This is a genomic window from Streptomyces sp. NPDC006512 (assembly GCF_040611935.1).
GTDB lineage: Bacteria > Actinomycetota > Actinomycetes > Streptomycetales > Streptomycetaceae > Streptomyces.
The window spans coordinates 41,485-66,914 of record NZ_JBEXPG010000043.1 but is presented as its reverse complement, the minus strand read 5'-3'; the positions used below and the strand labels follow the sequence as shown (position 1 = coordinate 66,914).

General features: G+C 71.4%; 24 protein-coding genes. 2 read left to right on the top strand and 22 right to left on the bottom strand.

The genetic code is table 11. The annotated features are described in order from the left end of the window. Positions 1-49 precede the first annotated feature (49 nt). Entirely contained in the window at positions 50-985 is a 936-nt protein-coding gene (rfbA, locus tag ABZZ17_RS27215) for a glucose-1-phosphate thymidylyltransferase RfbA (protein WP_356879503.1), read from the bottom strand. A 355-nt stretch (positions 986-1,340) separates the two neighbouring features. Here rfbA and ABZZ17_RS27210 point away from each other — a divergent pair, with 355 nt between their 5' ends. Both ABZZ17_RS27210 and ABZZ17_RS27205 read left to right on the top strand, forming a co-directional pair. After that, positions 1,341-2,360, top strand: coding sequence for an acyl-CoA dehydrogenase family protein (locus tag ABZZ17_RS27210; RefSeq protein WP_356879501.1), 1,020 nt, complete (start codon positions 1,341-1,343; stop codon positions 2,358-2,360). A 38-nt stretch (positions 2,361-2,398) separates the two neighbouring features. After that, positions 2,399-3,370: a 3-hydroxyacyl-CoA dehydrogenase NAD-binding domain-containing protein gene (locus ABZZ17_RS27205; protein ID WP_356879499.1), complete on the top strand. Its 972-nt coding sequence runs from the start codon at positions 2,399-2,401 to the stop codon at positions 3,368-3,370. Between the two features lie 88 nt (positions 3,371-3,458). Here the strand turns inward: ABZZ17_RS27205 and ABZZ17_RS27200 are convergent, their stop codons facing one another. The 21 genes from ABZZ17_RS27200 to ABZZ17_RS27100 all read right to left on the bottom strand — a co-directional run bounded on the left by ABZZ17_RS27200 (position 3,459) and on the right by ABZZ17_RS27100 (position 25,338). Further along, the gene (locus tag ABZZ17_RS27200) at positions 3,459-4,295 is read right to left on the bottom strand and encodes a BTAD domain-containing putative transcriptional regulator (RefSeq protein ID WP_356879497.1); all 837 of its coding nucleotides are present in this window, start codon (positions 4,293-4,295) and stop codon (positions 3,459-3,461) included. 271 nt (positions 4,296-4,566) lie between these two features. After that, positions 4,567-8,412 (bottom strand): amino acid adenylation domain-containing protein, encoded by a 3,846-nt coding sequence (locus ABZZ17_RS27195; RefSeq protein ID WP_356879495.1) that lies wholly within the window; start codon positions 8,410-8,412, stop codon positions 4,567-4,569. Between the two features lie 306 nt (positions 8,413-8,718). Beyond that, positions 8,719-9,660 (bottom strand): ribose-phosphate diphosphokinase, encoded by a 942-nt coding sequence (locus ABZZ17_RS27190; protein ID WP_356879527.1) that lies wholly within the window; start codon positions 9,658-9,660, stop codon positions 8,719-8,721. A gap of 14 nt (positions 9,661-9,674) precedes the next feature. Next, positions 9,675-10,757 (bottom strand): alkene reductase, encoded by a 1,083-nt coding sequence (locus ABZZ17_RS27185; RefSeq protein ID WP_356879493.1) that lies wholly within the window; start codon positions 10,755-10,757, stop codon positions 9,675-9,677. Between the two features lie 70 nt (positions 10,758-10,827). Next, the gene (locus ABZZ17_RS27180) at positions 10,828-11,772 is read right to left on the bottom strand and encodes a pseudouridine-5'-phosphate glycosidase (protein WP_356879491.1); all 945 of its coding nucleotides are present in this window, start codon (positions 11,770-11,772) and stop codon (positions 10,828-10,830) included. 10 nt (positions 11,773-11,782) lie between these two features. Further along, positions 11,783-12,016, bottom strand: a complete 234-nt coding sequence (locus ABZZ17_RS27175; protein WP_356879489.1) for a tautomerase family protein — start codon at positions 12,014-12,016, stop codon at positions 11,783-11,785. A 155-nt stretch (positions 12,017-12,171) separates the two neighbouring features. Beyond that, complete coding sequence (locus tag ABZZ17_RS27170; RefSeq protein WP_356879487.1) at positions 12,172-13,098, bottom strand: EamA family transporter; 927 nt, start codon at positions 13,096-13,098, stop codon at positions 12,172-12,174. Next, complete coding sequence (gene upp, locus ABZZ17_RS27165) at positions 13,095-13,763, bottom strand: uracil phosphoribosyltransferase (RefSeq protein ID WP_356879485.1); 669 nt, start codon at positions 13,761-13,763, stop codon at positions 13,095-13,097. Before upp ends, ABZZ17_RS27170 begins: the two co-directional genes overlap by 4 nt. A 110-nt stretch (positions 13,764-13,873) precedes the next feature. Beyond that, the gene (locus ABZZ17_RS27160; RefSeq protein ID WP_356879483.1) at positions 13,874-14,560 is read right to left on the bottom strand and encodes a phosphoribosylanthranilate isomerase; all 687 of its coding nucleotides are present in this window, start codon (positions 14,558-14,560) and stop codon (positions 13,874-13,876) included. A gap of 145 nt (positions 14,561-14,705) precedes the next feature. After that, positions 14,706-15,686, bottom strand: coding sequence for an alpha/beta hydrolase (locus tag ABZZ17_RS27155; protein WP_356879481.1), 981 nt, complete (start codon positions 15,684-15,686; stop codon positions 14,706-14,708). A gap of 87 nt (positions 15,687-15,773) precedes the next feature. Next, positions 15,774-15,941: a hypothetical protein gene (locus ABZZ17_RS27150; protein WP_356879479.1), complete on the bottom strand. Its 168-nt coding sequence runs from the start codon at positions 15,939-15,941 to the stop codon at positions 15,774-15,776. A 7-nt stretch (positions 15,942-15,948) separates the two neighbouring features. After that, positions 15,949-16,446, bottom strand: a complete 498-nt coding sequence (locus tag ABZZ17_RS27145; protein WP_356879477.1) for a nuclear transport factor 2 family protein — start codon at positions 16,444-16,446, stop codon at positions 15,949-15,951. Positions 16,447-16,524: 78 nt separating this feature from the next. After that, complete coding sequence (locus ABZZ17_RS27140; RefSeq protein ID WP_356879475.1) at positions 16,525-17,490, bottom strand: Gfo/Idh/MocA family oxidoreductase; 966 nt, start codon at positions 17,488-17,490, stop codon at positions 16,525-16,527. Then, positions 17,490-18,857, bottom strand: coding sequence for an NDP-hexose 2,3-dehydratase family protein (locus tag ABZZ17_RS27135; protein ID WP_356879525.1), 1,368 nt, complete (start codon positions 18,855-18,857; stop codon positions 17,490-17,492). Before ABZZ17_RS27135 ends, ABZZ17_RS27140 begins: the two co-directional genes overlap by 1 nt. A 41-nt stretch (positions 18,858-18,898) precedes the next feature. Further along, positions 18,899-20,203: a lipopolysaccharide biosynthesis protein RfbH gene (rfbH, locus tag ABZZ17_RS27130; protein WP_356879473.1), complete on the bottom strand. Its 1,305-nt coding sequence runs from the start codon at positions 20,201-20,203 to the stop codon at positions 18,899-18,901. Then, positions 20,200-21,210, bottom strand: a complete 1,011-nt coding sequence (gene rfbB / locus ABZZ17_RS27125; RefSeq protein ID WP_356879471.1) for a dTDP-glucose 4,6-dehydratase — start codon at positions 21,208-21,210, stop codon at positions 20,200-20,202. Before rfbB ends, rfbH begins: the two co-directional genes overlap by 4 nt. A gap of 106 nt (positions 21,211-21,316) precedes the next feature. Further along, complete coding sequence (locus ABZZ17_RS27120; protein WP_356879469.1) at positions 21,317-21,553, bottom strand: acyl-CoA carboxylase subunit epsilon; 237 nt, start codon at positions 21,551-21,553, stop codon at positions 21,317-21,319. 32 nt (positions 21,554-21,585) lie between these two features. Next, a complete protein-coding gene (locus tag ABZZ17_RS27115) occupies positions 21,586-23,148 on the bottom strand; it encodes an acyl-CoA carboxylase subunit beta (protein WP_356879467.1) in 1,563 nt (520 codons plus the stop codon). 30 nt (positions 23,149-23,178) lie between these two features. After that, positions 23,179-24,129: an ACP S-malonyltransferase gene (locus ABZZ17_RS27110; protein WP_356879465.1), complete on the bottom strand. Its 951-nt coding sequence runs from the start codon at positions 24,127-24,129 to the stop codon at positions 23,179-23,181. A gap of 16 nt (positions 24,130-24,145) precedes the next feature. Further along, a complete protein-coding gene (locus ABZZ17_RS27105) occupies positions 24,146-24,979 on the bottom strand; it encodes a 4'-phosphopantetheinyl transferase superfamily protein (RefSeq protein WP_356879463.1) in 834 nt (277 codons plus the stop codon). Next, on the bottom strand, positions 24,976-25,338 hold the full coding sequence (locus ABZZ17_RS27100) for an acyl carrier protein (protein ID WP_356879461.1): 363 nt from the start codon (positions 25,336-25,338) through the stop codon (positions 24,976-24,978). The genes ABZZ17_RS27105 and ABZZ17_RS27100 overlap by 4 nt, the downstream gene beginning before the upstream one ends. Positions 25,339-25,430: the final 92 nt, after the last annotated feature.

The window sequence follows — 25,430 nt, the reverse complement described above, 5'->3', positions numbered from 1 at the left end:
CGATGACGTCCGCGGGGCCCCGCCGTCGTTGCGCGGTGCGGGCCGCGGGTCAGGCCGCCCAGCCGTCGAACCGCTGCCGGCTCAGGATCCCGGCGATCTCCTCGGGGCCGGCGCCCCGCAGCGATTCGGCGATCTCCATGACGTAGCGCCCGTAGCCGGACTTCCCGAGGACCTTCCCCAGCTGGTAGCACTGCTCCACGTCGATGAAGCCCATGCGCAGGGCGACCTCCTCGATGCAGGCGATGCGCAGGCCCTGGCGGTGCTCCAGGGTCGCGATGTACTGCCCGGCGTCGAGCAGCGAGTCGTGGGTTCCCGTGTCCAGCCAGGTGAAGCCCCGGCCGAGGTCCACCAGGTTGGCCTTGCCGCGGGCCAGGTAGTCCAGGTTGACGTCGGTGATCTCCAGCTCGCCGCGGGGGGAGGGACGCAGGCCGCGCGCGATGGAGACCACGTCGTTGTCGTAGAAGTACAGGCCGGTGATGGCCCGGTTGGAGCGCGGCTTGGCCGGCTTCTCCTCCAGGGAGATCAGGCGGCCGTTCTCGTCCGCCTCGCCGACCCCGTACCGCTCGGGGTCGCGCACCGGGTAGCCGAAGAGGAGCGCGCCGTCGGTGTGCGGCATGTGTTCCTGGAGCAGCAGCGAGAAGCCGGGCCCGTGGAAGATGTTGTCGCCGAGGACCAGGGCCACCGAGTCGTCGCCGATGTGCTCCTCGCCGATGGTGAAGGCCTCAGCGAGCCCGCGCGGCTGCTGCTGCTCGGCGTACGAGAGCGTGATGCCGAGCTCGCTCCCGTCGCCCAGCACCTCACGGAACTGAGGCAGGTCCCGGGGCGACGAGATGATGAGGATGTCGCGGATTCCGGCCAGCATCAGGACCGACAGCGGGTAGTAGATCATCGGCTTGTCGTAGACGGGCAGCAGCTGCTTGGACACCCCCAGGGTGATGGGGTACAGCCGGGTGCCGCTGCCTCCGGCCAGAATGATTCCCTTCACTGATGGTCACCTCGCGTCGTCGTGGGGCCATGGCCGTCACGAGCCCATGGCCGTTCGAGGCTGCGCGGCCGCGGTCGAGCGTGGGTCGAGAGGTACCAGGAGTGTTGTCCAGGGAGACCGGGACGTTTCTCCACCGGGCCTCCGTCGAGCGGACTTCCAGCGGAGCTGGATCCGGCGGGGCGAGGGTTGGCGGCATTGCCACCCGCCTGGCGCGACGCCACGGACAAGCGAGGAAGTGGTACGGATGCCGAGCCAGCCGTCGGACGCCGGACTGTATGCCAGAGCACAGGAGTTGGCCTCCGTAGCGGTCCATTACGCGGACCGGGCCGACTCCGATCGCATGCTGTCGCGCCCGGTGACCGACGGAATCGTCGACGCGGGTTTCGCCCGTCTGTTCGTCCCGGCCCGCTGGGGTGGGGACGCCGGCTCCGCCGCCGGTCTGCTGGACGCGCTCGACGTCCTCGCCCAGGGGTGTACGTCGACCGCCTGGTGCGCGTCGGTCATCGCGGGCGCCGGCCGGATGGGCGCCTTCCTCCCCGAAGCGGGGCAGGAGGAGCTGTGGGCCGGGGGCGCGAACACCCCCGTGGTGGGTGCGTTGATGCCCCGCGGCAGTGCCACCGCCGTCAGCGGAGGCTGGCGGGTGACCGGTGAGTGGGACTTCACCAGCGCGGTCGGTTTCTCCGAGTGGGCCCTGGTCTGCGCGATGGTCCCGCAGGGCGGCGACCAGCAGGCTCCGTGGTTCTTCGCCCTCCCCCGCCGGGACTACCAGGTGGCTGACACCTGGGCCTCGGTCGGCATGCGCGGCACCGGCAGCAACACCTTGCTGGCCGACAACGTCTTCGTTCCCGCACACCGCGGCTTCGCCCGGCAGGACATGGCCGACGGGCGCGGCGTCGGTTCCGACGCCCGCTGCCACACCGTTCCGCTGCGCCTGCTGAGCGGGCTGCTCTTCGGGGCCCCCGCACTCGGTGCGGCCCGGGCCGCGCTGCGCGTGTGGGCCGAGCACTCCGGTGCGGGGGCGGCCGGGGAGGACCGGGGGCTGCGCCTGTCCCTCGCCCGCGCCGTGATCGCCGTCGACGGGGCCGCGCTGCTGCTGGCGCGGGCCGCGCGGATCGCGGACGCCCCCGAGGTGACGGCGATGGAACTGGTGCGCACCCCCGCCGACTGCGCGTACGCGGTGGAGCAGCTGGTGGACGTCGTGGAGCGGCTGCTGCGCTCCGCGGGCAGTGCGGCGCAGCTGACCGGGCATCCGTTGCAGCGGATCTGGCGCGATGTGCACAGCCTGTCCAGCCATGTGGCGCTGGACTTCGATCCGGTCGGCGACGCCTACGGGTCACGGCTCGTGGACCCCGTCGAAGGGCTCTGCTCCCCGTGACCCGCACCAACAGATCATTTCGAAGTGGGGAGAAGGACATGAGCGGGGAACACCGGCGCACCGTCACGGTGATCGGCGCGGGCACGATCGGGCTGGGCTGGATCGCCCTGTTCCTGGGCCACGGGCTGAACGTACGGGTCAACAGCCGTCGTGCGGACGCGCCGCGGATCGTGGCCGAGGGCCTGGAGCTGTTCGCACCGTACCTGCCGGACGGCTGCGCGGATCCGGCGGGCTTCGCGGAGCGCCTCACCTTCGAGCCGGACCTGGAACGTGCGGTGGCGGACGCCGACGTCGTCGTCGAGAACGCGCCGGAGAACCTGGAGCTGAAGCAGGAGCTGTACGAGCGGATCGGCAAGGCGGCGCCGGCGGGGGCGCTGCTCCTGTCCTCGACCTCCACGCTGAACCCCGACGACATGGGTGCCCGGATGGCCGACTCGGGGCGGCTGGTCGTCGGTCACCCCTTCAACCCGCCGCACGTGGTGCCGCTGGTGGAGGTCGTGGCCGGTGCGCGCACCTCGGCGGATGCCGTGGCGGAGGCCGTCGCGTTCTTCGAGTCGGTCGGCCGGGTGCCGGTCGTCCTGCACAAGCCGGTCATGGCGTTCGCGGCGAACCGGCTCCAGTCGGCGCTGCTGCGCGAGTCGATCCACCTCGTGCGCGAAGGCGTCGTCACGCTGGAGGAACTCGACCGCGTGGTCACGCACTCGATCGGGCTGCGCTGGGCGACGGTGGGTCCGTTCCTCGCCTTCCACCTGGGCGGCGGGCAGGGCGGCCTGCGCAAGTGGCTGGGCACGCTCGGTTCCGGTCTGGAGCGCGGCTGGGAGGGGCTCGGCCGTCCGTCGATGGACGAGGAGACGGTGCGGTCGCTGATCGAGCAGGCGGAACGGGCGTACGGGGCGAAGACGTACGAGGAGCACGTGCGGGAGCGCGACGCGAAGCAGACCGCGATCCTGCGCTCGCTCGCCGAGGTGTCCGGGGCGACCGAGGAGTCCGGAGCGACCGGAGCGGAGTGAGGCGGGCGCCCGCGGGCGCCGGTGCGACGGGACGGGTCCCGGCGGGGTTTTCGGACCCCGCCGGGACCCGTCCCGTGTGCGCGGCGGGTCAGGCGCCGGTCCACGTCGCGACCTGCTCGCGGGGGTCGGCGCGGTCCTGTGCGGGCACCCGGGGGGCGGCCTGTTTCTGCGGCAGCGGGCTCAGCAGACGGGCCTGGAGCTGCTTGAGTTCCGACGAGGGCTCCAGGCCCAGTTCGTCGGCGAGCAGCCGCCGGACGTTCTGGTAGGCCTGGAGGGCTTCCGCGCGCCGGCCCGCGGCACCGAGGGCCCCGATCAGCTGGCCGTGGAACCACTCGTTGAGCGGGTAGTCGTTGATCAGCTTGCGGAGCTCCGGTATGGATTCGCGGTGCCAGCCGAGCCGCTCCTCGCACTCGATGCGGATCTCGTACGCGCGGATGCGCAGCTCCTCCAGGTGCACGATGTGGCCGGTGAGCATGTCGCCCGCGGGGAAGTTCGACAGGGCCGGCCCGCGCCAGAGGTCGAGGGCCTCGCGGACGGTCCGCAGCGCGCCGAGCGCGTCGTCGTCGCTCAATTCCAGACGGGACTGGGAAACCAGCCGCTCGAATATCCGGATGTCTATCTCCGAATCCTCCACCTGGATCGAGTAACCGGGCGCACTGGTGACGATCAGGGAGCGCCCGGCGGGCACCAGCGACTCGTTCACGAACATCCGGCGTGCGTGGTAGACGTACGTCTGGAGCGTCGTGACCGCGCTGCGCGGCGGATTCTCGCCCCACAGCTCCTGGATGAGCGCGTCGGCCGTGACGATCTCGTTGGGGCGCGTGAGCAGCAGGGCCAGCGTCTGGCAGACCTTCGGGGTACCGGGGCGGTAGATCCTGCCGTCGTCCGCGACGATCTCGAAGGGTCCAATGAGATTGAAACGCATGGAATGTAACTCCTCGTCAGCAAGACATTGGCATTTTCCGAGCGGTCGTCGACGGGGCCGGGAATGCGATGAGCCGTCCGCCTGCAATTATAAAAAGTCTCTTGTAGGACGAATATGCACGTCAACCGGCCACATGTCAGAATGGCGTCAATTTGCGTCATAATTGAGTGCCCAATGCACAGGTGTCTCCACCTCCCGTCAAATGACAAAAAAAATGCGGCCGCCCCGCCGGATTTCTCCGGCGGGGCGGCCGCTTCTCTGGACCGGTCTCCTACTCGCCGAGCAGGTAGCGGATGTGCTTCACCAGCTCGCCGATGTCCGGCGTGCGCAACAGGCTGTAGTGGTCGGCGTCGAGGTCGATGACCGTCGGCGGGGTGGCCGAGTAGCCGCTGCTGTTCTCGATGAACGAGTAGTCGTCACCGCGGGCCTTGAAGATGGTCACCGGCGCGTCGAGCGTGCGCTCGGCCAGCTCGTGGAACGAGTACTCGAACTCGTACGTCTGGCCCACGACGTCGATGATCCGCTTCGCGAGGTCGACGTCGATGCCCTTGAGCTCGCTGATGAACTCGGCGAAGGACTGCTCGTCCTTGCCGGCTTCCAGGCACTTCTCCAGGTCCGGGCCGCTGATGCTGCCGGTGAACACGGAGAACAGGATGGTCGTGTACGCCTTGTTGGAGTAGGAGGCCTCACGGCCGTACTCGGCGCCGTTCTCGGCGCGCACCGCCGGCGATCCCGGGGCGATCAGGAAGAGGTTCTCGACCGTCTCGCCCGCCTGCTCCAACTGGTAGGCGGTCTCGAAGGCCACGCGGGCGCCGAAGGAGTATCCCCACAGGGTGTAGGGGCCGCTCGGCTGGAGCTCCTTGATGGCCGCGATGTCGGCCGCGGCCATCTCGCCGATGGTCGCGTACGGGCTCTCGCCCTCGTTGATCCCGTGCGCCTGGATGCCGTAGAAGGAGCGGCCGAGGCCGATCTCGCCGGCGAGGGTGCGCAGGTTCATCGGGTAGCCGCCCAGACCCGGCCAGCACAGCACCGGCCGGCCCGTGCCCTCCTGGTGCAGCCGCACCAGGCGCGAGGACTCCTGGGCGACCTCGCGCTCCAGGCGCCGGGCGAGCTTCTCGACCGTCGGGGACTCCAGGACGCTCTGCAGCGGCAGGGAGACGCCGAGGCGCGCGTTGAGCTCGCGGATGAGGCCGACGGCGATCAGCGAGTTGCCGCCGGACTCGAAGAAGTCGTCCTGGACGGAGACGCTCTCGCGGCGCAGGGCCTTCGCCCAGACCTCGGCGATCTCCTTCTCGGTCTCCGTGCGCGGGGCGACGAAGGGGCGCTCCACGAGTTCGGCGTTGACCTGGTCGGAGGCGGCCAGCGCCTTCGCGTCGATCTTGCCGTTCGCCGACAGCGGCAGCCGGTCGAAGACCACGACCCGGTTCGGGATCATGTAGTCCGGCAGGAAGCTGACGAGGTCGTCGCGGATCATCTCGGCCGGACCGCGCATGTGGACGGTGTCCTCGCGCATGCCCTCGTGGCCGATCTGCTCGTCGCTGACGCGGCCGCCGACGAAGAAGTACGACGGGCCGCTGGGCACGCCGCGCTCCGCGAGGACCGTGTCCATCCGGCGCGCCGCGGGCAGCGGGTTGCCGGTCTTGGAGCTGTAGCCGGAGGACATGAAGCCCAGGCCCAGGCCGTTCATCATCAGGTGCTGGAGCTTCTTGCCGAGGGTGACGTAGTGCATCCACTCCTCGGGGGCCCGGCTGACCACGGTGATGCCGAAGCTGGCGGCCTCGTACACCGACTGGTTGATCGCGATGACGTGCTTCTTGAGGACGACGTCGTCCGAGAAGCGGGTGAGCTCGCCGTCCGCGTAGCGGTACTGGCCCGCCGGGAGGGACGCGACCTTGCCGCCGTGCGTCTGCACGTACACCTCGGCGTGGTCCTCGCGCTGCCCGGTGTGCGGGACGAGCTCGAAGGTGCCCAGGTAGAAGTCCTCCTCCGGCACGTCCAGGAGCTCGCGGACGGCCGGCTCGTAGGCCAGGTCACGGATGTCGAGGCCGTACGCGGGCAGCACCTGCTCGAACAGGCCGACGATGTGGCCGGTCTCGATCTCCAGGACTTCCTGGATGTTGTTCTTGTAGACCGGCTCGATGCCGCCCCGCTTGCCCATGAAGTGGATGTGGGCGGTGGGCTTGCCCGTCGGGGTCTTCTCGCTGATGAGGACCAGCTGGTGACGGACCGGCTGGTAGTAGTAGTAACCGGGCTTCAGCCCGGCGACGCCCTCCAGCTCGAAGTACATCTGCGTCGCGTACAGCGCGCCCGGCGAGGCGTAGCCGTACTTGGGCAGCAGGCGCTCCTCGCTGACGTACTGGCCGAACCAGCGCAGGATCTGGCCCAGTTCGGCGGGCGCCAGGTCGGCGGCCTTGCGCGAGTAGGCCGAGGGGACCTTGGCGCCGAGCAGCTTCAGCAGGGCCGCCTCGGTGACCTCGCCGCCCTCGAAGAAGCGGTACGTCTTGCGGGCGAACACCCGGCTGCGCTGCTCGGGCGTCGCGTGGACGCCGGGCAGGTCGTAGGCGGTGCGTCCGGCCAGCTCCGCGTCGTCGCGCAGGCCCGGGTTGGACAGCTGCGCCTTCACCTGGAGCTTGCTCTTCTTCGAGGCGTGGTGGGAGCCGTGGTTGCCCTGGTCCATCAGGGCGGCTTCCTTCTCGCTCAGCTCGACGCAGGCGATCAGGTTCTGGAAGCCGGTGCGGCCGTCGTTCTTGACGATGACGGCGGCGTTGCGGACCCAGTCGTGGTTCTCGATCGCCAGGGATATCTCGTCCAGCTCGACGCGGTAGCCGCGCAGCTTGACCTGGTTGTCGGCGCGTCCGGCGAACTGCACCGTGCCGTCCGGGTTCCACTGGCCCAGGTCGCCGGTCTTGTACAGGCGCACCGGCGGCGCGCCCTCGGCGAGCTCGATCTCCAGGAACCGGTCGGCGGTCAGGTCGGGGCGGTGCAGGTAGCCGCGCGCCAGCTGGACGCCGCCGATGTACAGCTCGCCGATCTCGCCGATGCCGACGGGCTTCAGGTCCTTGCCGAGGATGTGGTACTCGGTGCGGTGCACGGGGCTGCCGATGGAGATGGACTGCGGTCCCTCCTCCAGGGCGGCGGGGTCGACGGTGTACGAGGACGAGTTGATGGTGCACTCGGTCGGCCCGTACAGGTTGATGAGCTCCCGGCCCGGCATCTCCTGCGTGGTCTGCGTCGCGAGGATGCGCGACAGGGCCTCGCCGCCGCTGAAGATCTGCCGCAGCGAGGTGCAGGTGGGGAACTTCTCGGTGTCGAGGAGGCCCTGGAGCAGCGTCGGGACGCACTGGAGGGAGGTCACGCCGTGCTTGACGATGGTCTCGATGAGGCCCTCGGGGTCGGCGTAGACGCCGGGGGCGCCCATGACGACGGTGGCGCCGTTGGCCGGGGAGAGGATCTCCCACTGCGCGGCGTCGAAGCTCATCGGGGTCTTCTGCAGGACGACCTTGCTGCGGTCGATGCCGTGCGTCTCGCGGAGCCAGCCGAGCTGGTTGACGATCGAGCCGTGCTCGATCATCACGCCCTTGGGCTTGCCGGTGCTGCCGGAGGTGTAGATGACGTACGCCAGGCTGTCCGGGCGGGCGCCGGCCGTCTCGGGGTCCTGAAGCCCCTCGGGCTGGACGAACGCCTCGGACTCGCGCAGCGTGATGACGGTGACGTCCTTCGGGGCCAGCTCGCGCAGCCGGGACACCAGGCGCTGCTGGACCAGGATGATCTTCGCCTGGCTGTTCTCGATCATGTAGCGCAGCCGGTCCTCCGGGTACTCCGGGGACAGCGGCAGGTAGGCGCCGCCGGCGGACAGGATGCCCCAGGCGCCGATCATCAGGTCGAGCGAGGGCTCGACGAACAGGCCGACGCAGTCGTCGGCCGAGACACCGAGGTGTCTCAGGTAGTCGGCCAGTCCGGAGCTTCTGGCCGCCAGTTCCCGGTAGGTGAGCTTTTCGTCCCGGTAGATGACGGCGGTCGCTTCCGGGTGCTCGGCGACCCGATCGGCGAGCAGGCCCGGCAACGTCTTGGTCCCGCGAAGGGTGGGCTCGAGCACGCTGGTCTCCTGAAGAGTCATTTCCCGCTTCCTTACTTTCCGTTGTGGAACAGCGGGCGTGCTCGGACGCCCGCGCCACGGGGCTCCGGCGTTGCGGCGGGCCCGGTGGTGCGACGGCTCACCGTGCGTGGGGGGACCTCCGCGCGAGCGGACGCCGCGGGGCGGTGAACCGTCAGAAGCCGAGGTGGCGACTCGGCGAGGAGAAACCGAAGAGTGGGGGGCGCGGCGGCCGGAGCCGGAGCGCCCTGTGGTGGAAGGGCGGCGGGCGCGTGCACCCGCCTCCCCGTACGGACGGACGGGCCCCCGTCGGCCCGCCCGTCCGGGCGGTCACCGGCCTTGCAGCAGCCGGGTGACCGATCCGTTCTCGAACACCTCACGGGAGGCGCTCGCGATGAGCGGGGCGATCGACAGGACGGTGACCTTGTCCAGTCCGAGGGACCCGGGCACAGGGAGCGTGTCCGTGAAGACGAACTCGCTGACCTGCGAGTTCTTCAGGCGGTCCGCGGCGGGCCCGGAGAGCACGCCGTGGGTGGCCGCCACGATGACGTCCCGCGCGCCCTGGGCGAACAGGGCGTCGGCGGCGGCACAGATCGTGCCGCCCGTGTCGATCATGTCGTCGACCAGGACGCAGACGCGGTCGCGGACCTCGCCGACCACCTCGTGGGCCGTGACCTGGTGGGCCACGTCCTTGTCGCGCCGCTTGTGGACGATGGCCAGCGGCGCCCCCAGCCGGTCGCACCAGCCGTCCGCCACGCGCACGCGGCCGGCGTCGGGCGAGACCACCGTGAGCGCCTCGCGGTCCACCCGGGAGCCGATGTAGTCCGCGAGGACCGGCATGGCGAAGAGGTGGTCGACCGGGCCGTCGAAGAAGCCCTGGATCTGGTCGGCGTGCAGGTCGATGGTCAGGATCCGGTCCGCGCCGGCGGTCTTCAGCAGGTCCGCCACCAGACGGGCCGAGATGGGCTCGCGGCCGCTGTGCTTGCGGTCCTGCCGCGCGTATCCGTAGAACGGCAGGATGACCGTGATGCTGCGGGCCGAGGCCCGCTTCAGCGCATCGATCATGATGAGCTGTTCCATGATCGACTTGTTGATCGGGGCCGTGTGGCTCTGGATCACGAAGCAGTCGGCGCCGCGCACGGAGGCGTGGTAGCGGACGTAGATCTCGCCGTTGGCGAAGTCGATCGCCTTCGTCGGGACCAGCGTCGTGCCGAGCTCGGCCGCGATGGCCTCGGCGAGCTCGGGGTGCGCCCGCCCCGAGAACAGCAGCATCTGTCCGGAGCCGCTCACGCCGCGCCGGCCGCTTCGAAGGTCGGGTAGTCGGTGTAGCCGGTGTGGTCGCCGCCGTACCACTTGCTCTGGTCGTCCTTGGCCAGCGCGGCACCGGTGCGCAGGCGCTCCGGCAGGTCCGGGTTGGCGATGAACGCCGAGCCGAAGGCGATGGCGCAGCCGACGCCGGCCTCCAGCGCCGCCGTGGCGATCTCGGCGGTGACCGGGACGCCGTTCTCCGGGTGGGGGCACAGGATGATCGTGCCGGTCCACTGGGCGCGCAGCGCCTCGGTGTGGTCGCGGTTGCCGCCCTCCAGGACGTGCAGGAAGGCCACCGGCGGGAGGGCCGCGACGAACGCCTCGTAGAGCCCGCGGGGGTCGGCCTCGACGATGTCGTTGTACGGGTTGGACGGCGAGATGCGCACGCCGACGCGGTCGGCGCCGATGCGCTCGGAGACCGCCTCGATCACCTCGATCGCGAAGCGGACGCGGTTCTCGACGGAGCCGCCGTACTGGTCGGTGCGCTGGTTGGAGTTGTCCGCCAGGAACTGGTGGAGGAGGAAGCCGTTGCCCGCGTGGACCTCGACGCCGTCGAAGCCGGCCTCGATGGCGTTCTGCGCGGCGTCGGCGAACTCCTTGACGACCTCGGCGATCTCCTCGACCGTCAGCGCGCGCGGCTCGGGGTAATCGAGCGGGCCCTCGGGACCGTAGGCCTGGCCGGCCGCGGTGACGGCGGACGGGGCGACGGACTGGTGGCCGCTCGGGTACAGCGAGGGGTGGCCGATGCGGCCGGCGTGCATGAGCTGCGCCACGATCTTGCCGCCGCCCGCGTGCACGGCGTCGGTGACGGGCTTCCAGGACTCGACCTGGGCCTGGGAGTGCAGACCGGGGCTGTTGCCGAAGCCCTGGCCGACGACGCTGGGCTGGATGCCCTCGCTGATGATGAGGCCGGCTCCGGCCCGCTGGCCGTAGTAGGTGGCCATCAGTTCGGTCGCCAGGCCCTCGGCGGTGGCGCGGTTGCGGGACATGGGTGCCATGACCACTCGGTTGCTCAGGGCCAGCTTCCCCAGAGTGACCGGCTCGAACAGCTTCTCGGACATGTGTCTCTCCAGATTCAGGTTCAACGCGTGGTACGGAGGTGGTTCGGGAACGCCGGAAGGGCGCGGCGGATCAGCGGCCCGCGCGCTCGGCGAGGTGCCGGGAGTGGGCGACGGCGAGTCGGCCCGCCGCTTCGGCGCAGGTGGCGAGGACGGCCATGTTGGCGCGGGCGGAACGGCCGTCGGTGGCGGCGTCGACGGCGCGCATCAGGTACTTGGTGATGCCCTGGCCGGAGACCCCGTCGCGGGTGGCCTCGGCGACGGCGGCGCGGATGGCCGTGTCGACCTCGGCGGAGTCGATGGCGTCCTCCTCCCGGACCGGGGTGGTGATCAGGAAGGAGCTGTTGTTGCCGAGCGCCCAGTGGGCCTCGACGGCGCGGGCGATCTCCTGCTCGTCGTCCAGGCGGTGGGGCGCCCGGTGGCCGCTCGTCCGGCAGTAGAAGGCGGGGAAGTCGTCCGAGCGGTAGGCGACGACGGGGACGCACTGCGTCTCCAGGTACTCCAGGGTCAGACCGAGGTCGAGGATCATCTTCGCGCCCGCGCAGACGACGGCGACCTTGGAGCGGGTGAACTGGATGAGGTCCGAGGAGACGTCCCAGGTGTCCTGGGCGCCGCGGTGCACGCCGCCGATGCCGGCGGAGGAGAAGAAGGGGATACCGGCGAGCTCGGCCGCGACGACGGAGGTCGCCACCGTGGTGGCGCCCAGGCCGCCCCGCGCGAGGACGACGGGCATGTCCCGGCTGGACACCTTGGGGATGCCCGGCAGGGAGGCGAAGCGCTCGATGTCCGCTTCGGACATGCCGACCCGGATCTCGCCGGCCTCCAGGGCGATCGTCGCGGGCACGGCGCCGCCGGCCCGTACGGCGTCCTCCACCTTGCGGGCGGTGGCCGCGTTGTCCGGGTAGGGCAGGCCGTGCGTGATGACGTTGCTCTCGAGGGCGACGACGGCCGCGCCGTCGTGGAGGGCCTCGCGGACCTCCTCGGTGTAGACGACGGGGATGCCGCTGCTTGCGCTCATCGGGGTTCTCTCAACTCTCGTTCCAGTAGCCGGGCGGCTTGAGGAGCAGATCCCGGCGGGCCGCTATCTCGTCGAGGACCTGGGTTTCCCAGTCCTCCGGTGTGACCGGCTCCAGGGAGATCGAGACGGTGTCCTCGCCGGTGGCGAAGGTGCGCGTCACGGCGGCGGTGACCGCCTCGTCGATCGCCCTGAGCTGTTCGGCCGTGAAGTCCCTCGGGTAGTGCCTGACGTGGATGTGGGGCACGGACTCGGTCCTCTCACGGGTCGTCGTGTCACGGCTGGTCATGGGGTGGGCGGCACACCGCGGACGGGGGAGGCCGCGGTGTGCCACCACCACTCCGCGCCCTTGCCCGGGGGGCGGGGGCCGGGCGGGGAGCTTCGGGGAGCGGGAAGCCGGGCCTAGGTGGCCTGGACGGATTCCCGCGGGCTGGAGGGGGCGGGCTCGGCCTCGGTCTCCGGCTTGGGCTTGCCGGACCTCGGCTGGGCCAGGATCACGGCCGCGACCACGGTCAGGGCTCCGGCGATCTGGAGCGGCGAGAGCGACTGGTCGAGGACGAAGTAGCCGAGCAGGGTGGCCGCCAGGGGCGAGGCGAAGCTCAGGAACGAGACGGCCAGGGCGGGCAGCCGCTGCACACCGCGGAACCAGATCGCGTAGGCGAACAGGGCCCCGATGATGCCCAGGTAGGCGAAGCCCCACAGGTTGTCGGCGGTGATCTCGTCGGGCAGGCCCTCGCCGATCAGCGCGATCGGGAGCAGGACCAGTCCGCCGACGGTCAGCTGCCAGCCGGTGAAGGGCAGCAGGCCCACGCCTTCGGGGCGGCCCCACCGCTTGGTGAGCACGATGCCGGAGGCCATGCTGACCGCGCCGAGCAGACCGGCGATGACACCGGTGGCGTTGAGGCCGGCGTTCGGCTGGAGGACCAGCAGGGCCACGCCGGCGGCGCCGAGCACGCAGGCGATGACGTGGACCCGCTTGATCTTGTCCTTCAGCAGTACGGCGCCCAGCAGCAGCACCAGCATCGGCTGGATGGACATGACCAGCGCGGCGACGCCGCCCGGCAGGTGGTAGGCCGCGACGAAGAGCAGGTAGAAGAAGGCGCCGATGTTCAGGACGCCCAGGACCAGGGCCCGCCACCACCAGATGCCGCGCGGCAGCGTCCGGCCGATGAGCACCAGTACCAGGCCCGCGGGCAGGGCGCGGAGCACGGCGGCCAGCAGCGGGCGGCCCTCGGGGAGCAGCTCCGTGGTCACCAGGTAGGTCGAACCCCAGATCGCCGGCGCGAGCGCCGTGAGCGCGGAGTCCGCGAGCGTGCGGCTGCTCTTCATCGGACCACGGCCGAGTCCGTCGTGCCGAAGTAGCGGTCGCCGAAGTCGCCGATGCCCGGGATCATGAACGCGTTCTCGTTGAGGCGCTGTTCGACCGAGGAGGTGACGATCTTGACGGCCGGGTGCACGCGGTGGACGGCCTCGATGCCCTCGGGCGCGGCGATGAAGTTGACGAAGACGATGTTCTCCTCGCGGACCCCCGCCTCCAGCAGCACCTCGATGGCGGCGTTGGCGCTGCCGCCGGTGGCGAGCATCGGCTCCAGGAGCAGGATGTGCCGGTCGGCGATGTCGTCCGGGAAGTTCTTGTAGTAGAGGTGCGGGAGCTTGGTCGTCTTGTCCCGCTGGATGAGGATCTTTCCGACGCGGACGTCGGGCACGACGTTGCGGAGCTCGTCCAGCATGGAGTCGCCGGCCCGGATCACGGGGACCGCGCAGAGCTTCGCGGCGAACTTCAGTCCGTCGTAGGTCTCGCCGACCGGCGTGGTGGCCTCGTGCTTGTCGAACGGCAGCTGGTCGAGCGCCGATTCCAGGAGGAGGCGGATGATGCGCCGGGAGTAGAACACGAAGTCCGCGCGGGAGGCCCCGCGGTCGCGGATGATCGTGTGCATCGCCCGCAGCTGGTTGGTCTGCGGCAGCGGGTGGACGTTGTGGTGGCCGGTCGCCATGAGAACCTGCTTCTCGTCGGTCGGTGGAGACGGACTGCGGCCCGGGCCCGGGGAACCCGCGAGGGTCCCCCGGGCCGCCACAGCCACGTGGTCGGGGGGTGCCGCCGAGGTCAGGAAGCGATCTCGGCGAAGGCGAGGCGCGACTCGGCCACGAACTTCGCGACCTTGGCGCGGTCCTTGCGGCCGTCGGGGCCCTCCAGGAGGCTGTGGGCGTCGACGGCGGCGGGCTTGACGAAGCGGATCGCGTCGGCGACGTTCTCCGGGCTCAGACCGCCGGCCATCATCAGGGGCTTGGGCGAGCGGCGGACGAGCTCCGCGCTGACGTTCCAGTCGTGGGTGAGGCCGGTGGCGCCCTTGGCACCCGTGGCCGGGTTGAAGGTGTCGGTGATGAACATGTCCACCCACTCGGCGACGTCGTCGACGAGCTGGAGCAGCTCCTCGGCGTTGTCCTCCTTCACGACCAGGCTCTTCAGAACGTACAGGTCGGGGCGGTTGGCCTTGAGCTTGCGCAGCTGCTCCGGCTCCACGTCACCGTGGAGCTGGACGGCCTTGACGCCGAGCTGGGTGGTGAACGCGCTGATCTCGTCCGCGTCGGTCAGGTAGCTGATGAGGACGCCCTCCTGAGGGGCGGTCAGGCCGGCGATGATCTCCGTGGCCGCGGCCTCGGATATGTCGTCCTTGCCCGACGGGAGGCGGAGCGGGAAACCGAACCAGTCGACACCCTCCTCGGCCAGCAGCTTGGCCTCTTCGGCGTCGATGATTCCGGCGACCTGCACCAGGTCCTTCACGTCACTCATGTGTGTTCCTTTTCGGGATGAATCAGGATGAATCAAACGGGTACCGGCAGAACGAGTAGACGTGTCCCGGTATGACGGATTTCGTTACACGTCACGGGATGCTCACGAAAAGCCTCGTAGGTACCGATCCACGGGTCAACGGGCTTTATGTCAGATCCACGTCAACCTTCTTCAGGTCTCTGTCAGGGGGCGCCGGAACCGGGGTACGGGCGACGTCCCGGGCGAGCAGGCACTCCTCCAGGAAGGACAGAACCCGCAGGTGGTAGGTGCGGGCGGCCCACCCGAGGCTGATGTTGTGGCCGGCTCCGGGCTGGCGGGCCACTTCAGTGGACGCCATCGACAGCGGAGCGAGTAATTCCTCCACTGCCGCTCGGTCGTGCCTCCACCACTGCTCCTGCTCGGCGAAGGTGAAGCGGACCGGGACCCGCACCCGGGCCGCGACGGAGGGGTACGTTTCGGGCCACCGCAGGATCTCCCGGGCCTCCACCGCGGGCACGGGCCGCAGCAGTTCCTGGCCGAGCCGGAAGGCGTCCGGCGGGTAGAACCGCAGCGCCCCCCAGTGGCGGCGCCACTGCACCCGGCCGCCGGAGACGGGCAGCTGCCCGGGCTCCACGGCGAAGCGCCGGGCGATGCCGGACACGTCCACGCCGAGCAGGCCGCCCGGTCCGGGTCCGCCGCCGGGTCCGGGTCCGCCGCCGGGTCCGTCCGTGCCCAGTGCGGCCGCGGCGGACAGCGCGAGGCGGCCGCCGTTGGAGTGCGCGACGAGCAACGTGCCCGCGCCGAAGTCCTGCACGCGGGCGAAGCCGTCCAGGGCCGCGAGCAGGGTGGCGGTCTGCCCCGCCAGGTCCTGCCCCTCGGGCAGGACCGCGGCCGAGGCCCCGTACCCGGGCCGGTCCAGGGCGAGTACGGCGTGTCCGAGCGAGGCGCCGAGCTCCAGCAGGGACAGTCCGGGTCGGGCCCGGCTGTGGAAGTACCCCGCGCTCATCCCGGCGCCGTGCAGGGCGACCAGCAGGGCCCGGGGCGCGGCCCCCGGGGGCAGGGCGAGCAGCCCGGACAACGGGATCCCGTCCGCGTCGAGGGTGACGGCCCGGACTCCGGGCGCGCCGGGCGGCGGTGCAGGGGCCATGCGGAAACCTCCAGGCGGATCGGCGGATCGGCCGACCGGCGGACCGGCCGACCGGCGGACCGGGCGCGGGTCGAAGGAGAGGGACGGTCAGCGGCGGCGCGCGGCCCGTCCCCGGGCGACGGCGAGCGCCCACAGGGCCCGGCGGCGCAGGAGCGCGGTCAGCGGCGGCGCGCACTGCCGTGACGCCGCGTGCACGGATTCGGGTACGGCTTCCCGGGCGGGCACCCAGTAGCCGGCGATCTGCACGGCGTTCACCGGGTTCTCACAGCCGCGCTCCGTCGAGCTCGGGCAGCCGGTCGCCGGAGTCCCACACGACGTGGAAGGCGACGCGGTTCAGCCTCCAGCCGGAGTCGGTCCGTACGGCGCCGGCCACGCAGTGCCCGCCGACCTCGAACCGCCGCGCGGAGCCGGGCCCGCCGCGGTGGACGTGGGCGGTGAGCTGCTGCACGCGCAGGGTGGCCCGGTCCCCGTCGAGGTCGATGGAGTGGTTGGCGCTGAGGTGGTGCGTGCGCGCCCACCGCGCCCCGGCCTCCCGCTGGAAGGCGGTGAAGCCCTCGATCCCCGCTGCCGTGCCGATCGGGAAGGCGAAGGTGACGTCCTCGGTGAAGAGCTCGGCGAAGCCGGGCCCGTAGTGCTCGGCCTCCCCGTACGTGTCCAGGGCGGTGACGTACCGGTCGAACAGCTCGCGCAGGTCGGCGCGGTCCCGCAGGATCCTCACCTGTGCGCGCAGGTCCGCGATGTCGTCGTAGGTCGAAGGCATGGCCTCTCCAGATGGGCGGAGTACGGGGGCGGGGGCGCGGCGGACCGTGGTCCGCCGCGCCCCCGCGGGGTGGCGCCCTCACACGACGTGGGCGCTCCGGTGGATCCGGTCGAGCAGCTCCGCCTGACGCAGCAGGGACGCTTCCGGGCCGGCGGCGGCGCGGACGTCGGCCGCGAAGGCCGCGACGGTGCGGAGCACTTGGTCGTCCGGGGCGAGGCCGATCTCCTCGACGCCGGTGCGGCGTTCGAGGCGGACGGTGGGCGGGTGTCCGGCGGGCGGGGTGAACGCCCGCTCGACGGTGACGCGCCCCTCGCTGCCGGTGATCTCGTAGGCGCTGCGGTAGCCGTGGTCGAGTCCGAACGACAGCTGCGCGGTGACCCCTTCGGGGGTGCGGAGCAGGGCCGTGCCGGCCGTGTCGACGGCCCGGCCGGGGCCGCCCCGGACCAGGACGGCGGCCTCGGTCTCCAGCCGGTCGCCGAGGAAGTGCAGGGCGGCCCGGACGGGGTAGACCCCGGTGTCCCACAGGGCGCCGCCGCCGAGGGCGGCGTCGTAGCGGATGTCCGAGTCGGGCAGCCGGGGGACGGTGAACTCGGCCCTGAAGGAGCGCAGTTCACCGATGGCTCCGCCGGCCACGAGGGCGCGGACGGCGGCGTGCTGGGAGTGGTGGACGAACATCACGTTCTCGCGCAGCACCAGGCCGGCGGCCCCGGCGAGTGCCGTGAGCCGCCGGGTGTCCGCGAGGTCGGTGGTGAGCGGTTTCTCCGCGAGGACGTGTTTGCCCGCGCGCAGGGCCGCCTCCACCCACGTGGCGTGCAGGGCCGCGGGGAGCGGGACGTACACGGCGTCGACGTCCGGGCGCTCCAGCAGGGCCCCGTAGCCGGTGACGGCCTCGCAGCCGGCTTCGGCGGCCGTGTCGCGGGCCTTGGCGGCGTCGCGGCTGGCGACCGCGACGAGTGCGGTGCCGGACGCCGCCCGCAGGGCGGGCAGCATCCGGCGGCGGGCGATGTCGGCGCAGCCGAGCACGCCGATGCGAACGGGCTCCATCAGAGCGTTACCGCCCCCGAGGCCAGGCAGGACAGCAGCGTGCGCGCCTGCACGTTGAGGTAGTGGTTGTGCCGCAGCAGGGTGGTGAGCTGCGCCGGGGTGGCCCACAGGTAGCCGGGGGGCGCGTCGAGCGGGGCCTGGTCCTCGTCGGTGTCGAGGAAGAGGTAGCGGCTCTCGGCGTTCAGGAACCGGCCGCCCTCCTCGGAGTGCAGTGCCTCGTAGCGGATCCGGGCGGGATCGGCGCCGAGGACGAGGTCGAGGAAGGGCGGGCGCTCGTCGCGCGGCAGGTGGTCGTAGTTCCCCGGCGTGTACTGGACCGTGGGGCCGAGTTCCACCGTGTCGGCGAACCCGCCCTCGACGCGGGCGTGGACCAGGACGTGGGGCACGCCGGCGATGCGGCGGGTCAGGAAGGCGGTGACGCCCACCCCGGCCGGTTCGAACAGCGGCTGCGTCCAGCTGGCGACCTCGCGGCTGCCTGCCTGGACGCCGACCGCGACGACGCCGAAGTACCGGCCCTCCTCGTGGTCGATGGACCGCTCGCCGCGCTTCCAGCCGGGGATGCCGGCGAGCGGTACCCGTTCGGCGCTGACGTCGTGGCGGGAGCGCTCGGTGGTGAACCAGGACAGCAGTTCGGTGTCCGAGTGCAGGGAGACGGCATCGGCGTCGGGCAGGGGCGCGCAGGCCAGTACGGTGCGCGCGTCCATGTTGATCACGTTGTCCTGCCGCAGCAGCTCGCCGATCTCGCCGAGGGTCAGCCAGCGGAAGTCGTCGTGCTCGGGCACGTCGCCGACCGCCTCGACGAGCATGTTGCGGTTGCTCTTGCGGTAGAACCACGAGCCGTGTTCGGACTGGAGCACGTCGGCGAGGACGCGGCCGCGGCCGGCCTGGGTGAAGTACTCGATGTAGCGGACGTCGGCGCCCTGGTGGGCCTTGGTGTAGTTGCTGCGGGTGGCTTGCACGGTCGGCGACAGCTGGAGCAGGTTGCGGTTGCCGGGCTCCATCTTGGCCTGCATCAGGAAGTGCGGGACGCCGTCGAACTCCTTGACCAGGATGCCGAGGATGCCGACCTCGGGCTGGCGGATGATCGGCTGGTGCCACGTCCGCTCGCGGCCGTCGGAGGCGGCGGTGACCCGCAGTCCCTCGACGGTGAAGAACTTCCCGCTGCGGTGTCCGAGGTTGCCCGTGTCCGGGTCGAAGGACCAGCCGTCCAGGTCGGCGAAGGCGATGCGGTCCACCCGGAAGCGGTGCGCCCGGCGGCGCTCCGCCAGCCAGTCGTGGACGTCGGCGGTGTGCGCCACCGCGCCCTGGAGGGCGCGGGCCGAGCGGGCCAGGCGCGCCGGGAGGCCCTCGTCGGCGCGGCGGCCCAGGACGGGTGCGGAACGTACCGGGGAGGCGGTGGCGGGGCCCGTCACGAGCGGCCTCCCACGAACTCCTTGACGGAGGAGATGACGTAGTCGAGCATCTCGTCGGTCAGGGCCGGGTACACGCCGATCCAGAAGGTCTGGTCGGTGATGATGTCGCTGTTGGTGAGGTCGCCGACGATGCGGTGCGGCTGGCCGATGTAGGCCGGGTGGCGGGTCAGGTTGCCGGCGAACAGGCGGCGCGTGCCGATCTTGCGGTCCTCCAGGAAGTCCACGAGGGCGGCCCGGGTGTAGGGCGCCTCGGGGTCCACGGTGATCGCGAAGCCGAACCAGCTCGGGTCGCTGCGCGGGGTGGCCTCGGGGAGGATCAGGTGCGGCACTCCGTCGAGTCCGTCGCGCAGCCGGCGCCAGTTGCGGCGGCGGGCGTCGCAGAAGTCGTCGAGCTTGTCGAGCTGGGTCAGGCCGAGGGCCGCCTGGATGTCGGTGGCCTTCAGGTTGTAGCCGACGTGGGAGAAGATGTACTTGTGGTCGTAGCCCTCGGGGAGGGTGCCCATCTGGTACTTGAAGCGCTTGAGGCACTTGTTGGTCTCGCCCGGCTCGCACCAGCAGTCGCGGCCCCAGTCGCGCAGTGATTCGACGATCCGCGCGAGCGCCAGGTTCGAGGTCAGGACGCAGCCGCCCTCGCCCATGGTGAGGTGGTGGGCCGGGTAGAAGCTCACCGTCGTCATGTCGCCGAAGGTGCCGGTGAGCTGTCCGTCGTAGGTGGAGCCGACGGCGTCGCAGTTGTCCTCGATGAGGTACAGGTCGTGGTCCTGCGCCAGCTGCGCGATCTCGGCGACCTCGAAGGGGTTGCCGAGGGCGTGCGCGATCATGATGGCGCGGGTCTTGGGGCCGATGGCCCGGGCGACCCGCTCGGCGGTCGTGTTGTAGGTGCCGAGCTCGACGTCGATGAAGACCGGGACGAGGCCGTTCTGGATGATCGGGTTCACGGTGGTGGGGAAGCCCGCGGCGACCGTGATGACCTCGTCGCCCCGCTTGAGGGCCCGGTCCTCCAGCAGGTGTGAGGTGAAGGCCGTCATGGCCAGCAGGTTCGCGGAGGAACCGGAGTTGGTCAGGTGCGCCTTGCGGTGCCCCAGCTTGCGGGCGAAGCGCGATTCGAACTTGCGGGAGCTGGGCCCCGCGGCGATGCGCATCTCCAGTGCCGCCTCGACCAGGGCGGTGCGGTCGCGCTCGTCCAGGACCGCGCCGGCCGGCCAGATCTCGGTGGTTCCGGGGACGAAGGGCCGCTGGTCCTGGGCGTCCTGGTGGAACTTCGCGGTCTCGTCGAGGATGAGCCCCTTGTGGACGTTCATGACGTGGTTCCTTCCCGGCGCTGTCGGCCGATGTCGTCGCTCTGGTGTTTCGCGGCCTTCCACCAGCCGGGGTTGTCGCGGTACCACGCGACGGTGTCGGCCAGGCCCTGCTCGAAGGGGACGCGCGGTGCGTAGCCGAGCTCCTCGCGGATCTTGGTCTCGTCGAGGGCGTAGCGCAGGTCGTGTCCCTTGCGGTCGGCGACCCGGCGGACCGCGGAGGCGTCCGCGCCGCACAGGGCGAGGAGCCGTTCGGTGATGTGTGCGTTGGTCCGCTCGTTGCCGCCGCCGATGTTGTAGACCTCGCCGGCGCGGCCCTTTTCGAGGACGAGGGCGATGGCCCGGCAGTGGTCGTCGACGTGCAGCCACTCGCGGACGTTGCGCCCGTCGCCGTACAGCGGGACCTGGAGGCCTTCGAGCAGGTTGGTGACGAAGAGCGGGATCAGCTTCTCGGGGTGCTGGTACGGCCCGTAGTTGTTGGAGCAGCGGGTGATCGACACGTCGAGTCCGTGCGTCTTCCAGTACGAGCGCGCGATCAGGTCGGAGGAGGCCTTGGAGGCGGCGTACGGGGAGTTGGGCAGCAGCGGCCACTCCTCCGTCCAGGCGCCCTCGGCTATCGATCCGTAGACCTCGTCGGTGGAGACGTGCACGACGCGCCGTACGCCGGTGGCGAGCGCGGCGTCGAGCAGGGTCTGCGTACCGCCGACGTTGGTGCGGACGAACTCGGCGGCGGAGTCCACGGAACGGTCGACGTGCGACTCGGCCGCGAAGTGGACGATCGCGTCGTGGCCGGGCAGCAGCTCGCGCAGCAGTGCCCCGTCGCAGACGTCGCCCCGGACGAAGTCCAGCCGGGGGTGCTCGACCGGCAGGTTGTCCAGGTTGCCCGCGTAGGTGAGCTTGTCGAGGACGGTGACCCGGGTCGCCTCGTGGCCGGTGTATCCGCCGTCGAGCAGGGTCCGGACGAAGTGGGAGCCGATGAATCCGGCGCCGCCGGTGACGAGCAGCCTCATGCCGCCACCTCGCGAGGCGTCCGGTCGAGGACCTCTGGGACGAGGGGTGTCATGTTCGTGTCTCCTTGCGGGGGAAGGACGAGGAAGGGGTGGGGTGGGGGCGCCGTCAGGCGGATCGCGCCTCGTGGGAGTTGTCGCGCCAGGTGCGCGGACCGAGGAAGCCGCGGACCCGTTCGGGCCGGTTCCAGCCGGCCAGGGCCGGCCCGCCGCCGGCCGTACCGCCGTGCTGGCCCTCGTGGGCCGCCGCCCGGGCGAGTACGACGGCGGTGAGCGCCGCCAGTTCCTCGGCGTCGGGCCGTCCCTTCACCACCCGGATGAGGTGGCCGAGCTGTGGCGCGTCCATGGGCTCCTCGTTCCGTGCCGTGCCGCCGGCGCTCACTGCGGCGGGTTTCCGTGCTTGCGGGCGGGCAGGTCGGCGTGTTTGGCGCGCAGCATGGCCAGGGACCGGATCAGTACCGACCGGGTGTCGCGCGGATCGATCACGTCGTCGATCAGGCCCCGCTCCGCCGCGTAGTACGGGTGCATGAGCTGGTCCTTGTACTCGGCGATCCGCTGCGCGCGGGCGGCCTCCGGGTCCTCGGCGGCGTTGATCTCGCGGCGGAAGACCACGTTGGCCGCGCCTTCCGCTCCCATCACGGCGATCTCGTTGGTGGGCCAGGCCAGCGCCAGGTCGGCGCCGATCGAGCGGGAGTCCATGACGATGTACGCGCCGCCGTACGCCTTGCGCAGGACCAGGGAGATGCGCGGGACGGTGGCGTTGCAGTAGGCGTACAGCAGTTTGGCGCCGCGCCGGATGATGCCGTTGTGCTCCTGGTCGACGCCCGGCAGGAAGCCGGGTACGTCCACGAGCGTGACGAGGGGGATGTTGAAGGCGTCGCAGAACTGGACGAACCGCGCGCCCTTCTCGGAGGCCTCGATGTCGAGGACGCCGGCCATCGCGGCTGGGTTGTTGGCGACGATGCCGACCACGTGCCCGTCGAGGCGGGCCAGCGAGCAGACGAGGTTCGGCGCCCAGGCGGGGTGGACCTCGAAGTGGTCGCCGTCGTCGACGACCTCCTCGATGACCTTGCGGATGTCGTAGGCCTGCCCGGACTGTACGGGGACCAGGTCGAGGAGCGGTTCGTTCGGCCGGTCGGCCGGGTCTCCGGAGTGCTCGACGGGGGCCAGTTCGCGGTTGTTGGAGGGCAGCAGGGCCAGCAGGTAGCGGACCTCGGCGATGCAGGTCTCCTCGTCGTCGTACGCGAAGTGCGCGACGCCGGAGGTCCCCGCATGGACGTCGGCGCCGCCGAGGCCGTTCTGGGTGATCTCCTCACCGGTGACGGCCTTGACCACGTCGGGGCCGGTGATGAACATCTGTGAGGTCTCGCGGACCATGAACACGAAATCGGTGAGCGCCGGGGAGTAGGCGGCGCCGCCGGCGCAGGGGCCGAGCATGACCGAGATCTGCGGGATGACCCCGGAGGCCCGGGTGTTGCGCTTGAAGATGCCGCCGTACCCGGCGAGGGCGGAGACGCCTTCCTGGATGCGGGCGCCCGCGCCGTCGTTGAGGGAGACCAGCGGGGCGCCGGCCTTCTCGGCCATGTCCATGATCTTGTGGATCTTCTCGGCGTGGGCCTCGCCGAGCGCCCCGCCGAAGATCCGGAAGTCGTGGGCGTAGACGAAGACCGTCCGGCCGTCGACCGTGCCCCAGCCGGTGATCACACCATCGCTGTAGGGCTTCTTCGCCTCCAGGCCGAACCCGGTGGCGCGGTGCCGCCGCAGCGGCTCCACCTCGGTGAAGGAACCCTTGTCCAGGAGCAGCGCGATGCGTTCGTGGGCGGTCAGCTTGCCCTTCGCGTGCTGGCGCGAGGTCGCGTCCCCGTCGCCGTCGCGTGCGGACTCCTTGATCCCGCTGAGCTCGTCGATCCGGGACCGGATCGTGTCGTCCGCTGTGGGCATGGTTCTCCCACCCTTTCTGTGGGTCGATGGTCAGACTGTGGTGGCGGTGTGCGCGTCCACGACCCGCGCCAGCCGCTCCGCGGTGTGCGTCGAGTGGACGTGTGCGCCGGGCAGGATCCGGCGGACCAGACCGCCCAGCACCTGGCCGGGGCCCACCTCCACGAACCGGTCCGCGCCGGAGGCGGCGAGCGTCCCGACGGCCCCGGTCCACCGGACCGGGCTGGTGAGCTGGGTGCGCAGGGCGACGACGGCCTCCGCGGCGGTCGTCACCCAGCCTCCGGTGACGCCGGAGACCAGCGGGACGGCCGGGTCGCGGAACTCGGTGGCGATCAGCGTCTCGGTGAACTCCGCCTCGGCCTCGCCCAGCAGGCTGGAGTGGAACGGGCCGCCGGTGCGCAGCCGCGCCACCCGCGCCCCGGCCGCGCCGGCGGCCGCGGCGACGTGGGCCACCGCCTCGGCCTGCCCGGACACCACCGTCTGCCGGGGCTCGTTCTCCCCCGCCACCTCGACGATCTCGCCGGTGGCGGCCCGGGCCTCGGCGCACATCCGCGCCAGGTCCGTGCGGCGCAGGCCGATCACCGCGGCCGTGGCGCTGCCGATGCGGTCCCCGACCGTGGCGACGAGTTCGCCGCGCAGCCGGACGAGCCACAGCGCCTCGGTCCACTCCAGGACGCCGGCGGCCACCAGCGCCGCGTACTCGCCCAGGCTGTGCCCGGCGACCGCGTCCGGCTCCACGCCCTCGCCGCGCAGCACCTCCAGTACGGCCAGGCTCGTCAGGAAGACGGCCGGCTGCGCGACCGCCGGGTCCTCCAGGTCCTGTGGGGAGCCCTCCCAGCAGATCCGGGCCAGGGGTATCCCGAGGAGGTCGTCGGCGGTGCGGTAGTAGGTGTCGGCGAGGTCCGGCCGCAGGGCGAGCAGTTCCCTGCCCATGCCGGCGCATTCGGAGCCCTGGCCCGGGAAGAGGAAGGCGGTGCGGGTCATCCGGTCACGTCCTTTTCTACGGTCGACTGGCGGGAGACGTACGGTCCTGCTCCGGGGCCGGGGCGCCGCACACGGTGTGGCCGACGGACAGCCAGGCGTCGGGCACCCAGCGGACGTCGACCACGGACGGGGCCGGTCCGGCCACCGCGACGGCGGCGGCGTGGGTGGCGTCGGCGGGAACGCCGACCATGGTCCAGCCGTCCGGATGACGGTCGTGGTCGGTGCCGAGGTAGTCCTCGGCGGGGGATCGGCTCAACCCTGTCCCGAGCCCCTTGAGGAACGCTTCCTTGCGCGTCCAGATCTGCCCGAACAGCTGCCGGCGCGCCTCGCCGCCCTCGGCCTCGGCGATCTCCTTCTGCTCGTCCGGGTGCAGGGCCCGGGAGCAGATGTCCACGGTCTCGGCTCCGGGGAGTTTCTCCACGTCGACGCCCAGGGGCACGGTCGCGACGCCGACCATCGCGACTCCCCCGCTGTGCGAGAGCGAGTAGTGCAGCGGGGGCGGCGGGGGCGACAGGGCGGGGCGGCCGTGCGGCTCGCCGCAGCCCGGGCAGGGCTCCCGCATGAAGCGCACGTCCTGGGGGGCCGTGGCCGTGTAGCGTCCGAGGAGCCGGCGCACCGCCACGTGGGCGGCGGCGTAGAGCAGGCCGTCGGCGCGGCGCATGAAGGACTCGGTGCGCGCCTGCTCCTTGGCGTCGAGCTCGCCGATCGCGAGGGCCTCGGCGTCGTCGCCGATGGGGCGGCGTACGAGCCACAGGTCGACCCGGTCGGCGGACAGGGTGAAGTCGGGCGGTGCGAGCTCCTGGTGGTTCACCACCGGACGCCCGACGGGCAGCAGCGTCGTCAGGGTCATGCCGGCACCGGGGCCCCGTGCAGGTGTGCCTCCGGACCGAGCTGGCCGGCGAGGCAGTCGATGAGTTCCTGGGCGCTGTTGGCCAGCAGCAGGCGCTGCAGGTTCACGTCGACGCCGAGCGTCGACTCCATCCGGTACTGGAGTTCGATCCCGGAGATCGAGCCGATGCCGAGGCAGCCCATGGGGCGGCCGGTGGTGTCGACGAGGTGGGGTTCGATGCCGAGGATGCGGCCCAGCTCCTCGCGTACGTACTGCTCCAGGATCCGGGTGCGTTCGCGCAGTCCGGCCGTGGCCAGCACCGTCATGTCGGGCCGGGTCATGTGGACGAGGCCGGTGTCGGTCTCGTAGGTCTGTGACATGTGAAGTGTGTTCATGAGGCTTTCCGGTTCGGGGCGGACGGGGAGGTTGCGTCCCCGTCCGCCCGTGGTCGGGACTGCGGGGCCGGGAGCCT

Coding starts and splice junctions, on each gene's coding strand:
- ABZZ17_RS27120 (WP_356879469.1), bottom strand. CDS start 21,553: ATGGACGCGCCACAGCTCGGCCACCTCATCCGGGTGGTGAAGGGACGG.
- ABZZ17_RS27100 (WP_356879461.1), bottom strand. CDS start 25,338: ATGTCACAGACCTACGAGACCGACACCGGCCTCGTCCACATGACCCGG.
- ABZZ17_RS27160 (WP_356879483.1), bottom strand. CDS start 14,560: ATGAGTGACGTGAAGGACCTGGTGCAGGTCGCCGGAATCATCGACGCC.
- ABZZ17_RS27195 (WP_356879495.1), bottom strand. CDS start 8,412: ATGACTCTTCAGGAGACCAGCGTGCTCGAGCCCACCCTTCGCGGGACC.
- ABZZ17_RS27115 (WP_356879467.1), bottom strand. CDS start 23,148: ATGCCCACAGCGGACGACACGATCCGGTCCCGGATCGACGAGCTCAGC.
- upp (WP_356879485.1), bottom strand. CDS start 13,763: ATGGCGACCGGCCACCACAACGTCCACCCGCTGCCGCAGACCAACCAG.
- ABZZ17_RS27145 (WP_356879477.1), bottom strand. CDS start 16,446: ATGCCTTCGACCTACGACGACATCGCGGACCTGCGCGCACAGGTGAGG.
- ABZZ17_RS27205 (WP_356879499.1), top strand. CDS start 2,399: ATGAGCGGGGAACACCGGCGCACCGTCACGGTGATCGGCGCGGGCACG.
- ABZZ17_RS27190 (WP_356879527.1), bottom strand. CDS start 9,660: ATGCTGCTGTTCTCGGGGCGGGCGCACCCCGAGCTCGCCGAGGCCATC.
- ABZZ17_RS27170 (WP_356879487.1), bottom strand. CDS start 13,098: ATGAAGAGCAGCCGCACGCTCGCGGACTCCGCGCTCACGGCGCTCGCG.
- ABZZ17_RS27200 (WP_356879497.1), bottom strand. CDS start 4,295: ATGCGTTTCAATCTCATTGGACCCTTCGAGATCGTCGCGGACGACGGC.
- rfbB (WP_356879471.1), bottom strand. CDS start 21,210: ATGAGGCTGCTCGTCACCGGCGGCGCCGGATTCATCGGCTCCCACTTC.
- ABZZ17_RS27110 (WP_356879465.1), bottom strand. CDS start 24,129: ATGACCCGCACCGCCTTCCTCTTCCCGGGCCAGGGCTCCGAATGCGCC.
- ABZZ17_RS27180 (WP_356879491.1), bottom strand. CDS start 11,772: ATGAGCGCAAGCAGCGGCATCCCCGTCGTCTACACCGAGGAGGTCCGC.
- rfbH (WP_356879473.1), bottom strand. CDS start 20,203: ATGAACGTCCACAAGGGGCTCATCCTCGACGAGACCGCGAAGTTCCAC.
- ABZZ17_RS27140 (WP_356879475.1), bottom strand. CDS start 17,490: ATGGAGCCCGTTCGCATCGGCGTGCTCGGCTGCGCCGACATCGCCCGC.
- ABZZ17_RS27155 (WP_356879481.1), bottom strand. CDS start 15,686: ATGGCCCCTGCACCGCCGCCCGGCGCGCCCGGAGTCCGGGCCGTCACC.
- ABZZ17_RS27185 (WP_356879493.1), bottom strand. CDS start 10,757: ATGTCCGAGAAGCTGTTCGAGCCGGTCACTCTGGGGAAGCTGGCCCTG.
- ABZZ17_RS27105 (WP_356879463.1), bottom strand. CDS start 24,979: ATGACCCTGACGACGCTGCTGCCCGTCGGGCGTCCGGTGGTGAACCAC.